Consider the following 16,440-nt stretch of genomic DNA (forward strand, 5'->3'; position numbering starts at 1 on the left):
CTTTATGTCGGGTAAACTTCCTGAGTGCTCATAATTCTGTGTAAGATCGCATACAACTTTTTTCGTGTTCGATGGAGTCTGACCTTAACATTTCCGGGGGTAATCCCGGTAATTTCGCTGATATCGTCAATACTCTTCCCTTCGTAATAAAAAAGTGTTGTGAGTGCAAGTTCCTGTGTATCCAGCTCATCCATAGCATGATGCAACATTTTGATCACATCTTCTTCATCGGATTCCATGATTTCGTATCTAACGTCATCCAGGATGTACTGATCGAAATGTTTCTCATTTAGTTCGGTAATTTCTGTTTTTTTCTTTCTGGTTTTGGATATTGCCAGGTTGAAAGCAATACGATACAGCCATGTTGAGAATTTCGCTTGTTTCCTGAAGGTATCCAGTTTCTGAAAAGCTTTCAGGAAGGCATCCTGGGCAATTTCTTCCGCATCTTCCCGGTTCCCGGTGATCCGGTAAGCCAGGTTAAAAATGGAATCTTTATGTTTATCAACCAGGAATGCAAAGGCAGCAACATTGCCTTTTAATACCTGCGTAACATAATATGAATCTTTCAGGAGTCCCATTTAATTGGTTAGACGACCAGAAAACTTCAGAGTTACATAAAATATTGCAGAAAACCTGGGTGGGTGTAAACTATTTTTTCCCGTCGAGTGACCATTTCACATAAACGGAGCCCCAGGTAAAACCGCCACCAAAGGCAGAAAGAATAATGTTATCTCCTTTTTTCAGTTGATCTTCCCATTCCCAGAGGCAAATAGGGATGGTCCCGGAGGTAGTATTGCCGTATTTCTGGATATTGATCATAACCTGTTCTTTTTTGATTCCCATACGGCGGGCGGTGGCTTCGATGATGCGCAGGTTTGCCTGGTGTGGGACAAGCCAGTTAACATCATTACTTTCAAGGCCATTCCGTTTCATGATTTCCACAGAAACATCCGCCATATTTGTAACGGCGAATTTAAATACCTGCTGACCTTCCTGGTAAATAAAATGTTCTTTGGCGGCGACGGTTCTGAACGAAGCCGGTTTAACAGAGCCGCCACCTTTCTGGTACAGGTGAATTCGGCCGGAGCCATCGGTTTTAAGGATAGAATCGATCACGCCATAGTTTTCTGTTGTGGGTTCCAGAAGAACGGCACCGCCTCCGTCTCCGAAGATGACACAGGTAGCACGGTCGGTATAATCGACCATGCAGGACATTTTTTCCGCTCCGACAACAATCACCTTTTTGTAATCCCCTGTCTCAATAAAACGGGAAGCGGTTTCCAGTGCGTAGAGGAAACCAGAGCAGGCTGCATTGATATCGTACGACCAGGCATTAACAAGACCCGCTTTATCGCTGATGATATTGGCTGTTGCCGGAAACGCATAATCCGGAGTAACAGTCGCACAAATGAGCAATTCGATTTCTTTCGGGTTGGTATTTGTTTTTTCGAGGAGCCCTTTAACGACTTCGGCACCGATATCCGAAGTACCTTTTCCGGGTTCCCGTAAAATTCTTCTTTCTTTGATACCGGTGCGGGTCATGATCCATTCATCGGTGGTATCCACCATTTTTTCCAGCTCCTTGTTAGAAAGAATATAATCCGGAACCCATCCGTGAATTCCGGTGATGTTTGCTCTGATGCGTTGCATTATCTGATTGTTCAGTGTTGTTGGGAATCCGTTCTTTATTCGCCTTTCGCCATTACGAGTTTGCCTTTATAGTAAAGGTCACCGTCTACATAATAAGCTCTGTGATAAAGATGTACAGTTCCAGTCGCAGGGCAGGTAGCCAGTGTTGGAGCAGTGGCTTTATAATGTGTCCTTCTCTTATCCCTTCTTGTCTTCGAAGTTTTTCTTTTAGGATGTGCCATTTTATCTGTTAATTTGTATTGTTATGATCATTTTTTAATTGATTCAATCCTTCCCATCGTGGGTCAGTTTTAGGCTGATAGCGTAGCTTTTCAAGTATTGCAAGTACTTCAGGATTACAGGTTGAATTCCCGTTTTCATCATCCGGGTGTACCCTCCGGGCCGGGAGTAACAAAACAAGGTATTCATAGATGAAAGGACTGATGTTGAAACTATGCTCATTTTCAGGAATTACCAGGATGTCATGTGCATCCTCCCTGCGGGCATTTCCGAGTTTGATAATCAGTTGCTCCTTGCCTTCTATGTATTGGTCGTAGTCATCCAGACAGCGGTCGCAGGGGATACTCAAAATACCCTTAATGTCAAAATGTAAGATGAACATCCTCTCCTGTTTTTCGAGGTCAACACTGATCATGATCTTACCTTTATGTATTTCCGAATACTCAAAAGCTTCAAAGAACGCATCTTCAATCTCAAAATCGTAATGGTGCCAACCCGGCTTTAATCCGTAATAGGGGATTATAAACTGATCCAGGTATGCCACATTCTTACCCTCCTTAAAAAATTCGGCCTGCAAAAGTAAACATTAATCTTATGAATTACAAATCTTGTCTAATTATTTAATCCCTTTTGTTATGGTGTTTATTGGTTTATTTTCTTTATTGTTAAAAAATTAACAAAAGATTTTACCAAATGAAAATTTAGTGTTTATTTTGCAGCCTGTTAATACCATAAGATGGTATATAACTTATTTTGTTCAATAAACTCTAATTCTAAGTACTATGTTTAACAGGATGATTGCATTGATCTTGCCTTATATGCCCAAGAGGCTGGTTTGGATTTTTTCCAAAAGATATATTGCCGGTATTGACATAAAGGATGCCATAAGGGTTTCGAAGGAATTCAATACACAAGGGATTAAGGTGACCATTGACCTTTTGGGGGAGTTTATCACGAGGCTTGATCAGGCAGAGGAAAACAAAAATGAGTATCTGAACATTATTGAAACGGTTCAGAAGGAGAACATTGATGGAAATTACTCGCTTAAGCCAACAATGTTTGGATTACTTATCGACAAAGATGTATGTTACAGGCATATTCGCGAGATAGTAGCTAAGGCTGCTTCTTACAATAATTTTGTAAGGGTCGATATGGAAGATTCTCAATGTACTGACATGGAAATCGAGCTTTTCAGGAAGCTTAAGAAAGAATTCCCCAAAAATGTCGGGCTTGTTTTCCAGGTTTATCTTAAACGCACCCTGGATGATATCAAGGGATTAAACGATCTGAATACGGCAGACGTACCGATTAATTACCGTATTTGTAAAGGGATATATGTGGAGCCGGAAAAGATTGCGTACAAGGATAAGGATGAGATCAACCAGCATTTCCTGGAAGACATTGAGTTTATGTTTAAGAACAAGATTTACGCTGCTATTGCTACACATGATAAGTTTGTGGTGGAAGGTGCATTCAGGCTTATTGAGAAATATAATGTTCCCAGGAACATGTATGAGTTTCAAATGTTGTACGGAGTAACCCCTGAATTAAGAAAATCTATTGTCGAAAAGGGACATACAATGCGTATTTATGTTCCTTTCGGCTTACAATGGTTTGCTTATTCCACACGCAGGCTAAAAGAAAACCCCAAAATGGCATTTCACATTATAAAGGCTTTATTCATAAGGGGATGATGATCATTTACCCGGATGAAAATCACTCACACATTTTTTAGAAATAAATATGTAATTGATTATCTGCTGGTTTTTTCATATTTTTGCATTTTCTCATTTTAAACCATAGAAAAATATACCGTTCTAAAAAGAGTCGGAAGATAGATTTCATGTTAAGGGATTATTTATCACTGGTTTAAGAAGAGCATTACGGATGAAATAACCACGATAATGGAAAAAGTCAGGGTATTATACATCTCACAGGAAATCGTACCATATCTGGATGAAACTCCTATGGGTAAGATTTCCAGGCATTTGCCCCAGGGCATTCAGGAAAGGGGAAAGGAAATCCGGACTTTTATGCCCAGGTATGGAAACATCAATGAAAGAAGAAATCAATTGCACGAAGTCATCCGGCTTTCGGGGATGAACCTGATCATTGATGATACCGACCACCCTCTCATCATTAAAGTAGCATCCATCCAGCAAGCCCGTATGCAGGTTTACTTTATCGACAATGAAGACTATTTTCATAGAAAATTTATACAACGGGATAAAAATGGTGTTTTTTTCAATGACAATGATGAAAGAGTGATATTCTTCAACCGTGGAGTTCTGGAGACGGTAAAAAAGCTGGGATGGAGTCCTAATATCATTCATTGTCATGGTTGGTTTACCTCCCTTGTTCCTATATACGTTAAGAGAACTTATCGAGATAATCCTTTATTTGCCGAATCAAAAGTCATTTATTCGTTTTATGATGACGACTTTAGTGAAACGTTAAATGCTAATTTTGCGAAAAAAGTCAAGATCGAAGGCATAACAAATAAAGATCTTGCACACTTGAAGGAGCCCAATTTCGTTAATATGTCCAGAATGGCCATTGATTTTTCGGACGCCGTGATTTTCGGGGCGGAAAACGTAAATGATGAAGTGAGAGAGCATATTGTTCAGTCTGGAAAACCTATCCTGGATTTTCAGTCTTCCGACAAATATATTGATGCCTATTCTGCATTTTACGATAAGGTGTTAAATGAATGAAACGATTACGCGCTAATTTGATTCGAATCTTGAGAACCTGTATTTCATTACGCTGCCTGGTACTTGTTGTCTTATTAGTATCACTGATTATAGCAACCGCTTGCAAAAAGGAACCTGAAACGGTAGGTCTTGAGTTGCAAGCCGGCAATAACCCACAGATTTTTCATACGGATAACATTCTGGTGACATCTCATTCCGTTCGGGAGGATTCAGTCAGGACAGATGAAACAACAAATAACCTTCTGGGCAGTTACTGGGATCCGGTTTTTGGTATGACAACAGCAGGATTTGCAACTCAGATAAGACTTTCCGAAAACGGTTATAGTTTCGGGACCAATCCGGTTCTTGATTCATTAGTTCTCTTTCTTGATTATAATGGTTATTATGGAGATACAAATACGGCTATCAGCATAAAAGTTTTCGAGTTATCGGAACAATTGAATATCGATAGCAGCTATTACTCGGTGGATGAGGCAACGGATAAAGGTATTGAACTAGGATCCAAGGCATTTTATCCCAGGCCCAAAACAAATGTAATTATCCAGGGTGAGACCAAAGTTCCTCAGTTGATGGTCAGGTTATCGGACGAGCTGGGCAACAGGTTCCTGACAGCTTCTTCATCTGTTTTTGCAGATAATGATGGCTTTCTGGAATACTTTTATGGATTAAAACTGGTCACAGAACCTGTTTCCTCCCCGTTCAGCGGTAGTATGTTGTATTTTAACCTTGTTTCTTCCGCCTCTGAGGCTATAATTTATTATCACAATGATAGCCAGGATTCTTTGCAATTCTCATTCATCATCAATGATAAGGCTGCCCGATTTACAAGCTATGTCCATGATTATGATCTCGGGTCTTATGAATTCAGGAATCAGTTAGGGTTTGGAATGGATGCAGATACATCACTTGGTAAAGAGAAGGTTTATCTACAGGCGATGGGTGGTATAAAGGTCAAAATCCGTTTGCCCGACATCAGCAAGATTGCTGACAGCGGTAGGGTTGCAGTAAATGAAGCCAAACTCACTTTGAATGGAGCTCCCGACGATAATGATGGTTATGGAGCACCGGCTCAGCTGGCACTTATAAAAATTACGGAGGATGGATCTTCTGCTCTTCTGGATGATCAGTTTCAGAATTATTTTGGAGGAGTGTATGATTCAGCAGACAATCAATATGTTTTCAGAATAACCCGACACGTGCAGAAACTCATCAACGGGGTTGAAAAAGATTATGGAATGTATTTATTGATTACCAGAGCGTCATATATTGGTGACCGCTTTGAACTGATCGGAACCGAACCCACTGATGCTGCCCTTGCAGGAAAAAGATTAAAATTAGGTGTAACATACACGCGTGTTGAGTAGTATCAGTATAAGCGCTGATTGGTTACAGGATAAATGCAGTGATTTGAAAAACATTAATACCAATATCATATGTGCGGGATTGTCGGTTATATCGGACCAAAGGAAGCCTATCCCATTTTGATCAAGGGTTTGCACCGTCTTGAATACCGGGGTTATGACAGTGCGGGAGTTGCTTTGTTGAGCAACTCAATCCTGAATGTATACAAATGCAAGGGAAAGGTATCTGACCTCGAAGATTTTATCAAAGATAAGGATATACTGGGTAACATCGGTATTGCACATACACGATGGGCAACTCATGGAGAACCTAATGATATTAATGCCCATCCGCATTATTCAGAGTCAGAGGATCTCGCTATCATTCACAACGGAATTATAGAAAACTATCTTACCCTGAAGGAGGAATTGATTTCCCGTGGTCATAGTTTTAAAAGTATGACGGATACGGAGGTATTAATAAACCTTATAGAAGATATTCAAAACAATGAGAATGTTGATCTGATTGAAGCAGTTCGGATTGCACTGAACCAGGTAATTGGTGCTTATGCTATTGTCATTTTGAGCAGGCATGATCCTGATTTGCTAATTGCTGCGCGAAAAGGAAGCCCTTTGGTTATCGGTATTGGCAAGGATGATTTTTTTATAGCCTCAGATGCTACCCCGATTATCGAGTATACGAAAAATGTCGTTTATCTTGATGATCAAGAACTTGCTATTATCAGAAGGGGCCAGGAACTGAAGATAAAAACCATCAAGAACAGGGAAAAGACTCCTTATGTTCAGAAGCTTGAAATGAGCCTAAATGCATTGGAAAAAGGAGGTTTTGAGCATTTTATGCTGAAGGAGATTTTTGAACAGCCAAGGTCCATACAGGACAGTTTCCGGGGAAGGTTGAATGCCATCAAAGGTGACGTCCGTTTGGGAGGTATCATCGATTTTGAACCTAAACTTGTTAATGCCAAGCGCATCATTATAATTGCCTGTGGTACTTCCTGGCATGCCGGACTGGTTGGCGAATATCTGCTGGAAGAAATGGCTCGCATTCCTGTAGAAGTTGAATACGCTTCCGAGTTCAGGTACAGGAACCCCGTTATTTATGAGGATGATGTAGTAATTGCAATTTCTCAGTCAGGTGAAACAGCCGATACACTTGCCGCCATCGAACTGGCAAAATCAAAAGGAGCTACCATCCTTGGTATATGCAATGTTGTAGGTTCCTCCATAGCCAGAGCCACCCATGCCGGTTCTTATACCCATGCCGGACCGGAAATCGGGGTTGCTTCTACCAAGGCATTCACAGCACAGGTTACCGTTTTAACATTAATGGCGTTAAGACTGGCGAAGATAAAGGGAACGATTTCCACCAGCAGGTTTTATCAAATAATTCATGAGTTGGAGCTCATTCCTGAAAAGGTGGAACAAACCTTAAAAATCGATTCTGTTGTAAAGCAAATCGCTGAAAAATATAAAGACGTAAGGAATTTTCTATACCTCGGCAGGGGCTATAATTTCCCGGTTGCCCTTGAAGGTGCCCTGAAGCTGAAGGAAATATCTTATATTCATGCAGAAGGTTATCCTGCAGCCGAAATGAAACATGGGCCTATTGCGTTGATCGATGAAGAGATGCCGGTAGTATTCATTGCACCCAATAAAGGTATTTACGAAAAGGTGATCAGCAATATTCAGGAAGTTAAAGCCAGAAAAGGCAAGGTGATCGCTGTTGTAACCGAAGGAGATACTTCCGTAAAAGAATTGGCGGACTACACGATTGAAATTCCTGAAACAGAAGAATTGCTGGTGCCTCTGATTGCCACAATACCTCTTCAATTGTTATCTTATCATATCGCTGTGATGCGCAATTGCAACGTTGATCAACCCAGGAATCTGGCTAAGAGCGTTACGGTTGAATAAGGGTGGAGATGACTTAATTGATTACTAACAAGGTATCTCCTGAATCAATTATTTCCAGAGCTTTTTGAAAGGATTCATCGATCTGGTGATATATGGGATAAAATCCTTTGTCGTCATATAAATAACGTCCTATGAATGCTTTCAGGAAAATTTTAATTTCCTTTTTCTGACTGATGGAAAGCTCTTTATCCGGTTTCGCCCCTTTATCAGATGCAAAGCGTATAAATTCCCGGAACAAATTGTCACTAACCTGATAGGAATGGATAAAAGAATCAACGTTATCGTATTGTTGAAGATCTTTCCTGTGGTTATCAACGTAATGCAATGTAAACTGATGAATTAAACCTTTCCTTGCCAGTTTATTAAGAAATTGCTGTTCTTTTTGTATCCTTTCCGGAACGATTACGTCAGGCATGATACCGCCACCGCCATACACTATTCTACCGGCTGTTGTCCGGTATTCAAGTGTGTCAACAAAAGTGGTATCAATAATGCTATCATTGTTTACCCGTTCCAGGAATTCATGATAATATTCTTCTTTACCGTTCTGGTAAGGTCTTTGGATACACCGGCCTGTTGGTGTATAATAACGTGCGACGGTCAGGCGCAAAGCTGAACCATCCGGAAGGTTAAGTTGCTCCTGAACAAGTCCTTTACCAAAAGAACGTCTTCCTACTATGCTACCCCTGTCATTATCCTGAACCGCCCCTGCAACAATTTCACTGGCAGATGCTGAACCCTCATCAATTATTATAACAAGCCTGCCCTTATGAAATCTTCCTTTTTTCGTGGCATAGGAATAATTACCGGGTCGGTTCTTACCTTTAGTAAAAACAATAAGTTGGTTTTCTTCCAGGAATTCATCTGAGATTTCTATTGCGGCCTGAAGATATCCTCCTGTATTTCCTCTCAAATCCAGGATAAGATGCTTCATGCCTGAATTTATAAGGGTTTTCAACGCATCGTTAAATTCTGTAAAAGTTGTGGCAGAGAATCGGTTTAATTTGATGAATCCTGTTGTATCATTGACCATATATGAAACATCAACACTGAATGATGGTATTACATCCCTGGTGATATTGAATTCCATCAATTCAGGCATACTTCTTCGGTAAATGCTGACTGCAACCTCCGAGCCACGCGGCCCTTTGAGAAGTTTAACTGCGTCTCTGTCGGTAAGCCCGGTTCCGGCCACAAGGGAATCGTTAATCTTCACTATTCTGTCTCCTCCCATAATTCCTACTTTCTCAGAAGGACCACCGTCGATAGTATGTATTACTAAAATGGAATCATCCTCAATACGGAACTGAATGCCGATTCCCTCAAAATTACCCATGAGTTGTTCATTTACTTCAACGAGTTGTTCGGCAGGAATATATTGTGAGTGAGGATCCAATTCATCAAGGATACCCTGGATTGCATTTTCTGTTAGATTGTTTCTGGTGATGGAATCTACATAATCCTGAAGGATATAGTTGATTATATCATTTACCTTGTTATAATGTTCCGACCTGAATGAAATCACATTTTTATTAAACATTGAGACCGGTGCAAGCTTCAAACCGGTTAAAATGCCGGCGACAAGAACCAAAGAGAGAATTAGTGGAAGATAAATCGTTAGTCTATGTCTTGGATTATTCATTACAGGAGCTTGAAGATGATGCAAAAGTAGGAATTATTTATGCGGTTATGCAGAAGCAATGAAGAAATTCCGAAAGCTGAAGTCAGAATAATGATCACTGATCTGTCTGTCTTTCGCCTTCCTCTTCATCAAAGCCAAGGGATACGGAATTGATACAGTAACGTAATCCTGTAGGATTGGGCCCATCATTAAACACATGTCCAAGATGACTTTCACAACGGGCACAAATGACTTCAGTACGGATCATTCCATGGCTGGTATCCAGGCGTTCTATGATGCTGTTCCTGTTAATAGGCTCATAGAAACTAGGCCAACCACATCCTGCATCGAACTTGGTTTCTGAACGGAACAATTCATTCCCGCAAGCATTGCAATGATATATTCCAGTTTCTTTATGCAGGTAAAATTTCCCTGTAAAAGGCCTTTCAGTACCTTTTTCCCTAAGTATATGATATTCAAGAGGGGTAAGAATAGTTTTCCATTCTTCCTCCGGTTTAATGATCTTATTACTCATAGACTCATTGGTATGTTGATTTTTCTTTATCCTTTTTTCCTGACTCAGGGTAGCATTACTTAACCCAGTCAGGATTAAAAAAATAACAGCAAAAAAGAATGTTCTTTTCATTTTCTTTCTTATAACAACAATCATTCATGATACTTGGTTTAAGGAATCATCATACTTTTTCGGGGTAATCTGAGGTTGACAGAAATTATACTTCGTTTAAGTGAAAATAGAATAATCCTAATCCACATCAGCTATCCGTAAAAACCCTTGCTTCATTGTCAGTAATTACTTGAAATTTGGCCCTGGATATAGACTTCGCATCTTTTCATCCTTATCTTTGACGAAACAGTCGACAACGATCCAACCGACCTAGAAACGTTCCTAAAATCTTGTGATACAAAGTGCTTAGTAAAGTGGAATGACCAAGTATTAATTAAGACTCATTTTACATAAGCAAAAATGTTTCAAAAAGCCCAGATTTCCTGGATTATTTTCAGGTTTTAGATGACCAATCTGAAGTAACCAAATAAATGACGATCCGTAGAAAAAACATGTAATCTTTTATTCTTAACTGCTCAGGTTCCTTATAAATAAAGGATTACAGCCGATCCCCCAAAAACCAGAATCTCATAAGTTGCCTTCCGAAGCTTAACACGCTGAAATTCAACTTTTTACTAAACATAACTTGATCTCCAGGCCTATGAAAGCAAGTTGTACCGGAACGAAAGCAGTGAGTTCCATTCTCCTAGCAGCAGGGTTATTCTTTCTAAACCCTTTACAAGGATCAGCACAATGTCCAGTGGATCCCTTGTTTACTTATCAAAAATCATGTGATTCTGCCAATCATATCACATTCATTAACCAAACCGACACACTAGCTGGAGGTTTGGTAGATTACTATGAATGGAATTTCGGGGATGGGAATACCTCTTTCGAAGTGAATCCAGAGCATACATATGTATCCACTGGCTTTTATATAGTATCGCTCATTGCTTACGACACTTCTGGTTGTAGTGAGAGCTATACATGGCCGGTAAACGTATCCCCACTTCCGGTGGCAAATTTCACGCATTCACCTGACAGTGCCTGCTCCACATCCTCTATATTGTTCAATTCCGGCACATCTATTGGTTCAGGATTAAGTTTTCAGTGGAATTTCGGGGATGGAAGTAACCTGACATCAACCTCCACCACGGTTTCTCATGCTTATAACGCATATAACAATGCTTCATGCGATCCATACCAGGATTACAATGTAAGGCTGATTGTTACGGATTTTCATGGTTGTAAGGATACTATTTACCAGACAATTACTGTAAAAAGACGTCCGCAGCCTTCATTATCCGATCTTTCCGGATATAACTTTAGCAACTGTCATAATAATCCCGATCCTTCCAATCCAAACGATACTTTGACAGTTTTAAACCTAACCCCCAATATGGCATGTGTAGATAGCATGACTATTCACTGGGGAGATGGTGCAATCAGTTCCGGTCTTCAATCAGGGGATTTCCCGCTTACACATATTTATACACAACTGGGAATATTCAATCTTGTTTTTACAGCATACGGATCCAACGGATGTTATAGCAGCAGTATATATACTGTTGCCAATCAGGCGAATCCTAATGTTGGACTTAGTGCAATTGGCCAGAACACCGGCTGTGCTCCTTTCGAAATGGTATTCAAACTCGAAGGTTATGAGAACAATAGTACCGGAACCTATTATGTATGGGATTTTGGCGATGGCACAACTGTTACCTGGGGTTATAATCAACCTTTTATCAATGATACTATAACTCACTTATATACACAATCTCACTGCGAATTTGGGCTAACTGCATTTACTGTTTCCGTCACTGCCTACAATGAGTGTAACTCGGCTACCATGCAGTATCCCAGTCTGACTGTGTTTTATCCTCCTGAAGCAGGATTTGAAAACGAACCTATGGGTTGTGTTGGAATTCCGGTGCAGTTTATCAATACCTCCATGAATGGATACGGAGGTAATTGCGATTCAACAACAAATTATGTTTGGTATTTCGGAGATGGAGGTGTTTCCGGTCAAATAGAACCCCAGCATATATACACTCATCCTGGTACGTATAATATCAGGCTTGTGGCCTCAAATTCAAAGTGTGGTTCTACCGATTCCATCCGTTCTATCACCATCACCGGAGTTCACCCTGATTTTTCTTTTGATCCTGTTTGTCTGGGAGATACAATGTTCTTTACGGATCTAAGTTACGGTTATGATTCAGATTGGCATATTCCTAGTCCGAGCGTTCCAATAGTTCAATGGCACTGGGATTTTGGCGACGGAGATACTTCTAATTTACAAAATCCGGGACATGTTTATGCCACCTCTGGTGTTTTTACTGTCTCACTAACAGCCACCAGTATTGTTGGTTGCGATTCCACCATCAGTTATGATGTAATTGTAGATGAAATTATTATTGATAGTACCGATTATGGCAATGTGACCTGCCACGGTTACAATAACGGATGGATAGCTGTTTACGCTACAAGCCATATTACACCTGTACTCTATACTTTGCTCCCTCCAAATATCAGTAATAATACAGGGTATTTTAATAATCTTGCCCCAGGATCCTATATTATAACCCTGGATGATACTGTTTGTTCCGCTGTTACGGATACCATTGTGATTACTGAACCCGACGAGATTGTTATCGACAGTCTCTTGATTACCCAACCTTTTTGCTATGGAGAATTCGGTCAGGCACAGGTATTTGCCAGCGGAGGCAATTCGCTCATCTATACCTTATATCCTGGTGTTGTATCAAATACAACAGGACTTTTCACCAACCTTGGTCATGGAAGCTATTATGTTATTGTAGAAGATACAGCCAATTGCCCTCCGGATACCAGCAATGTATTTGATATCATAGTCCCGGACGAGCTTTTGATTGACAGTGTTGTTGTGGATCACATCTCCTGCCACGGGATGAATGATGGTATAGTTACCATCTATGCTTCCGGTGGTATTTCATCCCAACCCTATATATTTAACCTGACCTCAGGAGGTTCAACCTGGTTTAATGCTACAGGAGTTTTTTCCGGACTACTTGCAGGGTGGTATCATCCTTCTGTTGAAGACGTAAACGGCTGTATAACGTTAGCCGACTCGGTTGAGGTTATCGATCCGGATCCTATTACAGTTGATTCACTTTTCCTGCAAAATATCTCCTGCTATAATGCAAATGACGGTTACATTTATGTTCAGGCTTCCGGCGGTACCGGAACCTTGAGCTATACCCTTCTGCCTGATTCCATTGTAAACCAGACTGGTGAATTTACCTCACTGGCAGCTAACATATACAATATCAGGATAGAAGATTCAAATGGTTGTATCCTGAATATTCCCGGGTTAACCATCCTGAATCCCGATCCCATTGTTATTGATTCTATTGATTACGCCCATATTACCTGTCATGATTTTGATGACGGACAGATCACTGTTTACGCAAGCGGTGGTACTGGATTGATTTACACTTTGCTGCCTGATAACCTGCAGAACATTACAGGGATCTATACGGGACTTGATGAAGGTTCATATACTATATCGGTAAGCGATTCCAATAATTGCCCGGCAGTAGTTGGAGGTCCGGTAACGATATCCAATCCTCCTTTGATGCAAGTGGATTCCATTACAGCTCAAGATCTTAGCTGTCCGGGAGCAAATGACGGCATTGTGCAGGCCTATGCATCAGGAGGCATTGATACCTTAGCATATCAGTACGTCCTGAATCCTGGAACAGACAGCTTATACAACAGCACCGGACTTTTCACCGGACTTGCTCCCGGTGGTTTTGTTGTGTCTGTTACAGATGCTAACGGATGTACGGTTTTTAGCGACAGTGTCACGGTCAGCAGTCCGTATCAACTGGAACTGGATTCGTTGGTAGTAAGTGACATCACCTGCCATGATGCTGATGATGGTATAATCGAAGTATATATGTTGGGAGGTACCGGAACATTAACCTACACTTTATTTCCTGACTCCATTGTTAATATGACAGGTTTATACCATAATCTCGACGAAGGCTCTTATTATGTTGAGGTGCTTGATGTTAACGGATGTATTTTCACTATTCCTAACCTTATTATTAACAATCCTGCGCCAATTCTTATTGATTCCATTGCTTACGGGCATATTTCCTGTAATAATTTTAACGACGGATGGTTCCATGCTTATGGGAGCGGAGGGACGAACTTGAATTATACCCTCTATCCCGATAATATCCATAATTCAACCGGATTGTTTACCGGACTGGATGCGGGGATGTATTATGTTATTGTGAATGATATTAACGGATGCCCTTCGATGGGCTCTGATACCATTGAAATCATTAACCCCTCCTTATTGCAGATTGATTCCGTGTTGATGAGCCACCTTACCTGTCCGGGAAGTAATGATGGCAGCATCCAGGTCTATGCCTCAGGAGGCATCGACAGTCTGGCTTATAATTTCATCCTGAATCCCGCATCCGATAGTATTGTCAACCAAACGGGACTTTTTACAGGTTTATTACCAGGAAGTTACCTGGTGAGAGTGGTGGATGCCAATGGTTGTATTGTAGAAAGATCTTCATTGGAAATTTTAAGTCCTCTACCGATTGTGATCGACTCTCTTGATTTTGAGGATATCACTTGTCACAATTTTAATAATGGTATCATTGAAATATATGCTTCGGGCGGAACCGGCAGTCTAACATACACACTTTGGCCGGATTCAACGGTAAATTCAACCGGCATTTTTACCAATCTCACAGAAAATATCTATTACGTTGTTATTGAGGATGAAAACACTTGCTCATTAACTTCTCCCAATATTGCTATCAATAATCCCGATGCTATAGTCATTGATTCACTTTCTTATGATCATATTACATGTAATAATGATGATAATGGTTGGATACAGATTTATGCACATGGAGGTATTAATCTTAATTATACTTTATATCCTGATAATATATCAAATGCAAGCGGTTATTTTGATAATCTTGCGGGAGGTACCTACCAGGTAGGCGTATCCGATGATAACTCCTGTCCTGAAGTATTATCCGATACTATCATTATCGTTAATCCACCCTTGTTGATTGTCGATTCCCTTGATGTTCAGCAGATTTCCTGCCATGATGTCAATGACGGCAGTATTCAAGCTTATGCAAGTGGTGGTATCGATTCAGTTGCCTATACCTATATCCTGAATCCGGGAACGGATAGTATTGTCAACTATACAGGGTATTTTGGCAACCTTTTGGCTGGTAATTACCGCATATTGGTAATTGACATCAACGGATGTAGGGCGCAGAGCAGTGTTGTTCAGATAATTAATCCGCCTGCATTAACTCTTGGCTTCCTTGACCTTGAAGATGTTACCTGTTATAATGCTGCAAACGGTCATATAGTTGCACAGGTATCCGGTGGAACAGGCACTTTAAACTATACACTTTATCCTGATTCTATCAGCAATACATCCGGTATTTTCAGCAATCTTAATGGAGGCAATTACTGGATCAGAGTAACGGACGTGAATGCCTGTACGTTGGATATTCCCAACCTCGTGGTTTTTGAGCCCGGCCCTATTACCATAGACTCCCTGAACTATGAAAACATCACTTGTCATGATGATAATAACGGGTGGATCAGAGCTTATGCCAGTGGAGGCAATACTCTGGCCTATACTTTATACCCGGATAATATAACCAATGTAACGGGACTATTTTCCGGTTTGGATGCAGGACAATATTTTATTTATGTTTCAGACGATAATAGTTGTCCACCTGCTATTTCAGATACTATTACTATCGTGAATCCTGATGCGATGAGCATCGATTCTACGGATGTTCAGCATTTATCCTGTCCGGGATCTAATGACGGCAGTATCCAGGTTTATGCCAGTGGCGGTATTGATACTTTAGCTTATACCTATACACTGAATCCGGGTAATGTTGTAAACTATTCGGGACTATTTACAGGATTGGCTGCCGATATTTATACAGTAATGGTTACCGATGTGAACGGATGTTCCATTCTTTCAGGAAATATTCCGGTACATAGTCCGTATCAGCTTGTTGTTGATTCGTTGTTTATACAGGATATTACTTGCCACAATTTTAATGACGGTATCATCGAAGTTTATATGCTTGGGGGCACAGGAACTTTAACATATACTTTACTTCCTGATAATATATCCAATACAACAGGTATTTTCCACAACCTGGCAGGGAACACATACACGGTGCAGGTAGAGGATATCAATGGTTGTATTATCAATATTCCCAACCTTACTATAATTAACCCTGATGCAATTGTTTTGGATTCTCTGGTGTATCAGCATATTTCCTGTCATGATGTAAACGATGGATCAATAAGGGTTTATGCCCATGGAGGCATTAATCTGAACTA

The 16,440-nt window shown here is 40.5% G+C and carries 11 protein-coding genes; 5 read left to right on the top strand and 6 right to left on the bottom strand.

Going from position 1 to position 16,440, the window contains the following annotated elements:
- Nucleotides 1-2 precede the first annotated feature (2 nt).
- The 4 genes from KKA81_10505 to KKA81_10520 all read right to left on the bottom strand — a co-directional run bounded on the left by KKA81_10505 (nucleotide 3) and on the right by KKA81_10520 (nucleotide 2,446).
- Nucleotides 3-578, bottom strand: coding sequence for an RNA polymerase sigma factor (locus KKA81_10505; protein MBU2651355.1), 576 nt, complete (start codon nucleotides 576-578; stop codon nucleotides 3-5).
- A gap of 70 nt (nucleotides 579-648) precedes the next feature.
- Complete coding sequence (locus KKA81_10510) at nucleotides 649-1,650, bottom strand: ketoacyl-ACP synthase III (protein MBU2651356.1); 1,002 nt, start codon at nucleotides 1,648-1,650, stop codon at nucleotides 649-651.
- Between the two features lie 35 nt (nucleotides 1,651-1,685).
- Nucleotides 1,686-1,871, bottom strand: a complete 186-nt coding sequence (gene rpmF / locus KKA81_10515; protein ID MBU2651357.1) for a 50S ribosomal protein L32 — start codon at nucleotides 1,869-1,871, stop codon at nucleotides 1,686-1,688.
- 8 nt (nucleotides 1,872-1,879) lie between these two features.
- Complete coding sequence (locus KKA81_10520; GenBank protein ID MBU2651358.1) at nucleotides 1,880-2,446, bottom strand: DUF177 domain-containing protein; 567 nt, start codon at nucleotides 2,444-2,446, stop codon at nucleotides 1,880-1,882.
- A 205-nt stretch (nucleotides 2,447-2,651) separates the two neighbouring features.
- On the opposite strand from KKA81_10520, the gene KKA81_10525 reads away from it, so the two are divergent.
- From KKA81_10525 to glmS, 4 genes are all read left to right on the top strand, one after another.
- The gene (locus KKA81_10525; GenBank protein MBU2651359.1) at nucleotides 2,652-3,563 is read left to right on the top strand and encodes a proline dehydrogenase family protein; all 912 of its coding nucleotides are present in this window, start codon (nucleotides 2,652-2,654) and stop codon (nucleotides 3,561-3,563) included.
- Nucleotides 3,564-3,773: 210 nt separating this feature from the next.
- Nucleotides 3,774-4,583, top strand: coding sequence for a glycogen/starch synthase (locus KKA81_10530; GenBank protein ID MBU2651360.1), 810 nt, complete (start codon nucleotides 3,774-3,776; stop codon nucleotides 4,581-4,583).
- A gap of 29 nt (nucleotides 4,584-4,612) precedes the next feature.
- Nucleotides 4,613-5,947 (top strand): DUF4270 domain-containing protein, encoded by a 1,335-nt coding sequence (locus KKA81_10535; protein ID MBU2651361.1) that lies wholly within the window; start codon nucleotides 4,613-4,615, stop codon nucleotides 5,945-5,947.
- A 69-nt stretch (nucleotides 5,948-6,016) separates the two neighbouring features.
- Entirely contained in the window at nucleotides 6,017-7,858 is a 1,842-nt protein-coding gene (gene glmS, locus KKA81_10540) for a glutamine--fructose-6-phosphate transaminase (isomerizing) (GenBank protein ID MBU2651362.1), read from the top strand.
- Nucleotides 7,859-7,871: 13 nt separating this feature from the next.
- Here glmS and KKA81_10545 read toward each other — a convergent pair whose 3' ends face one another.
- Both KKA81_10545 and msrB read right to left on the bottom strand, forming a co-directional pair.
- The gene (locus tag KKA81_10545) at nucleotides 7,872-9,500 is read right to left on the bottom strand and encodes a PDZ domain-containing protein (GenBank protein ID MBU2651363.1); all 1,629 of its coding nucleotides are present in this window, start codon (nucleotides 9,498-9,500) and stop codon (nucleotides 7,872-7,874) included.
- Between the two features lie 94 nt (nucleotides 9,501-9,594).
- Nucleotides 9,595-10,149, bottom strand: a complete 555-nt coding sequence (gene msrB, locus KKA81_10550) for a peptide-methionine (R)-S-oxide reductase MsrB (GenBank protein ID MBU2651364.1) — start codon at nucleotides 10,147-10,149, stop codon at nucleotides 9,595-9,597.
- A 556-nt stretch (nucleotides 10,150-10,705) separates the two neighbouring features.
- Between msrB and KKA81_10555 the strand changes: the two genes are divergently transcribed.
- Nucleotides 10,706-16,440, top strand: a 5,735-nt coding sequence (locus KKA81_10555) for a PKD domain-containing protein (protein ID MBU2651365.1), incomplete at its 3' end; no start/stop codon positions are given.

The sequence above is a fragment of the Bacteroidota bacterium genome (assembly GCA_018831055.1).
Lineage (GTDB): Bacteria > Bacteroidota > Bacteroidia > Bacteroidales > B18-G4 > M55B132.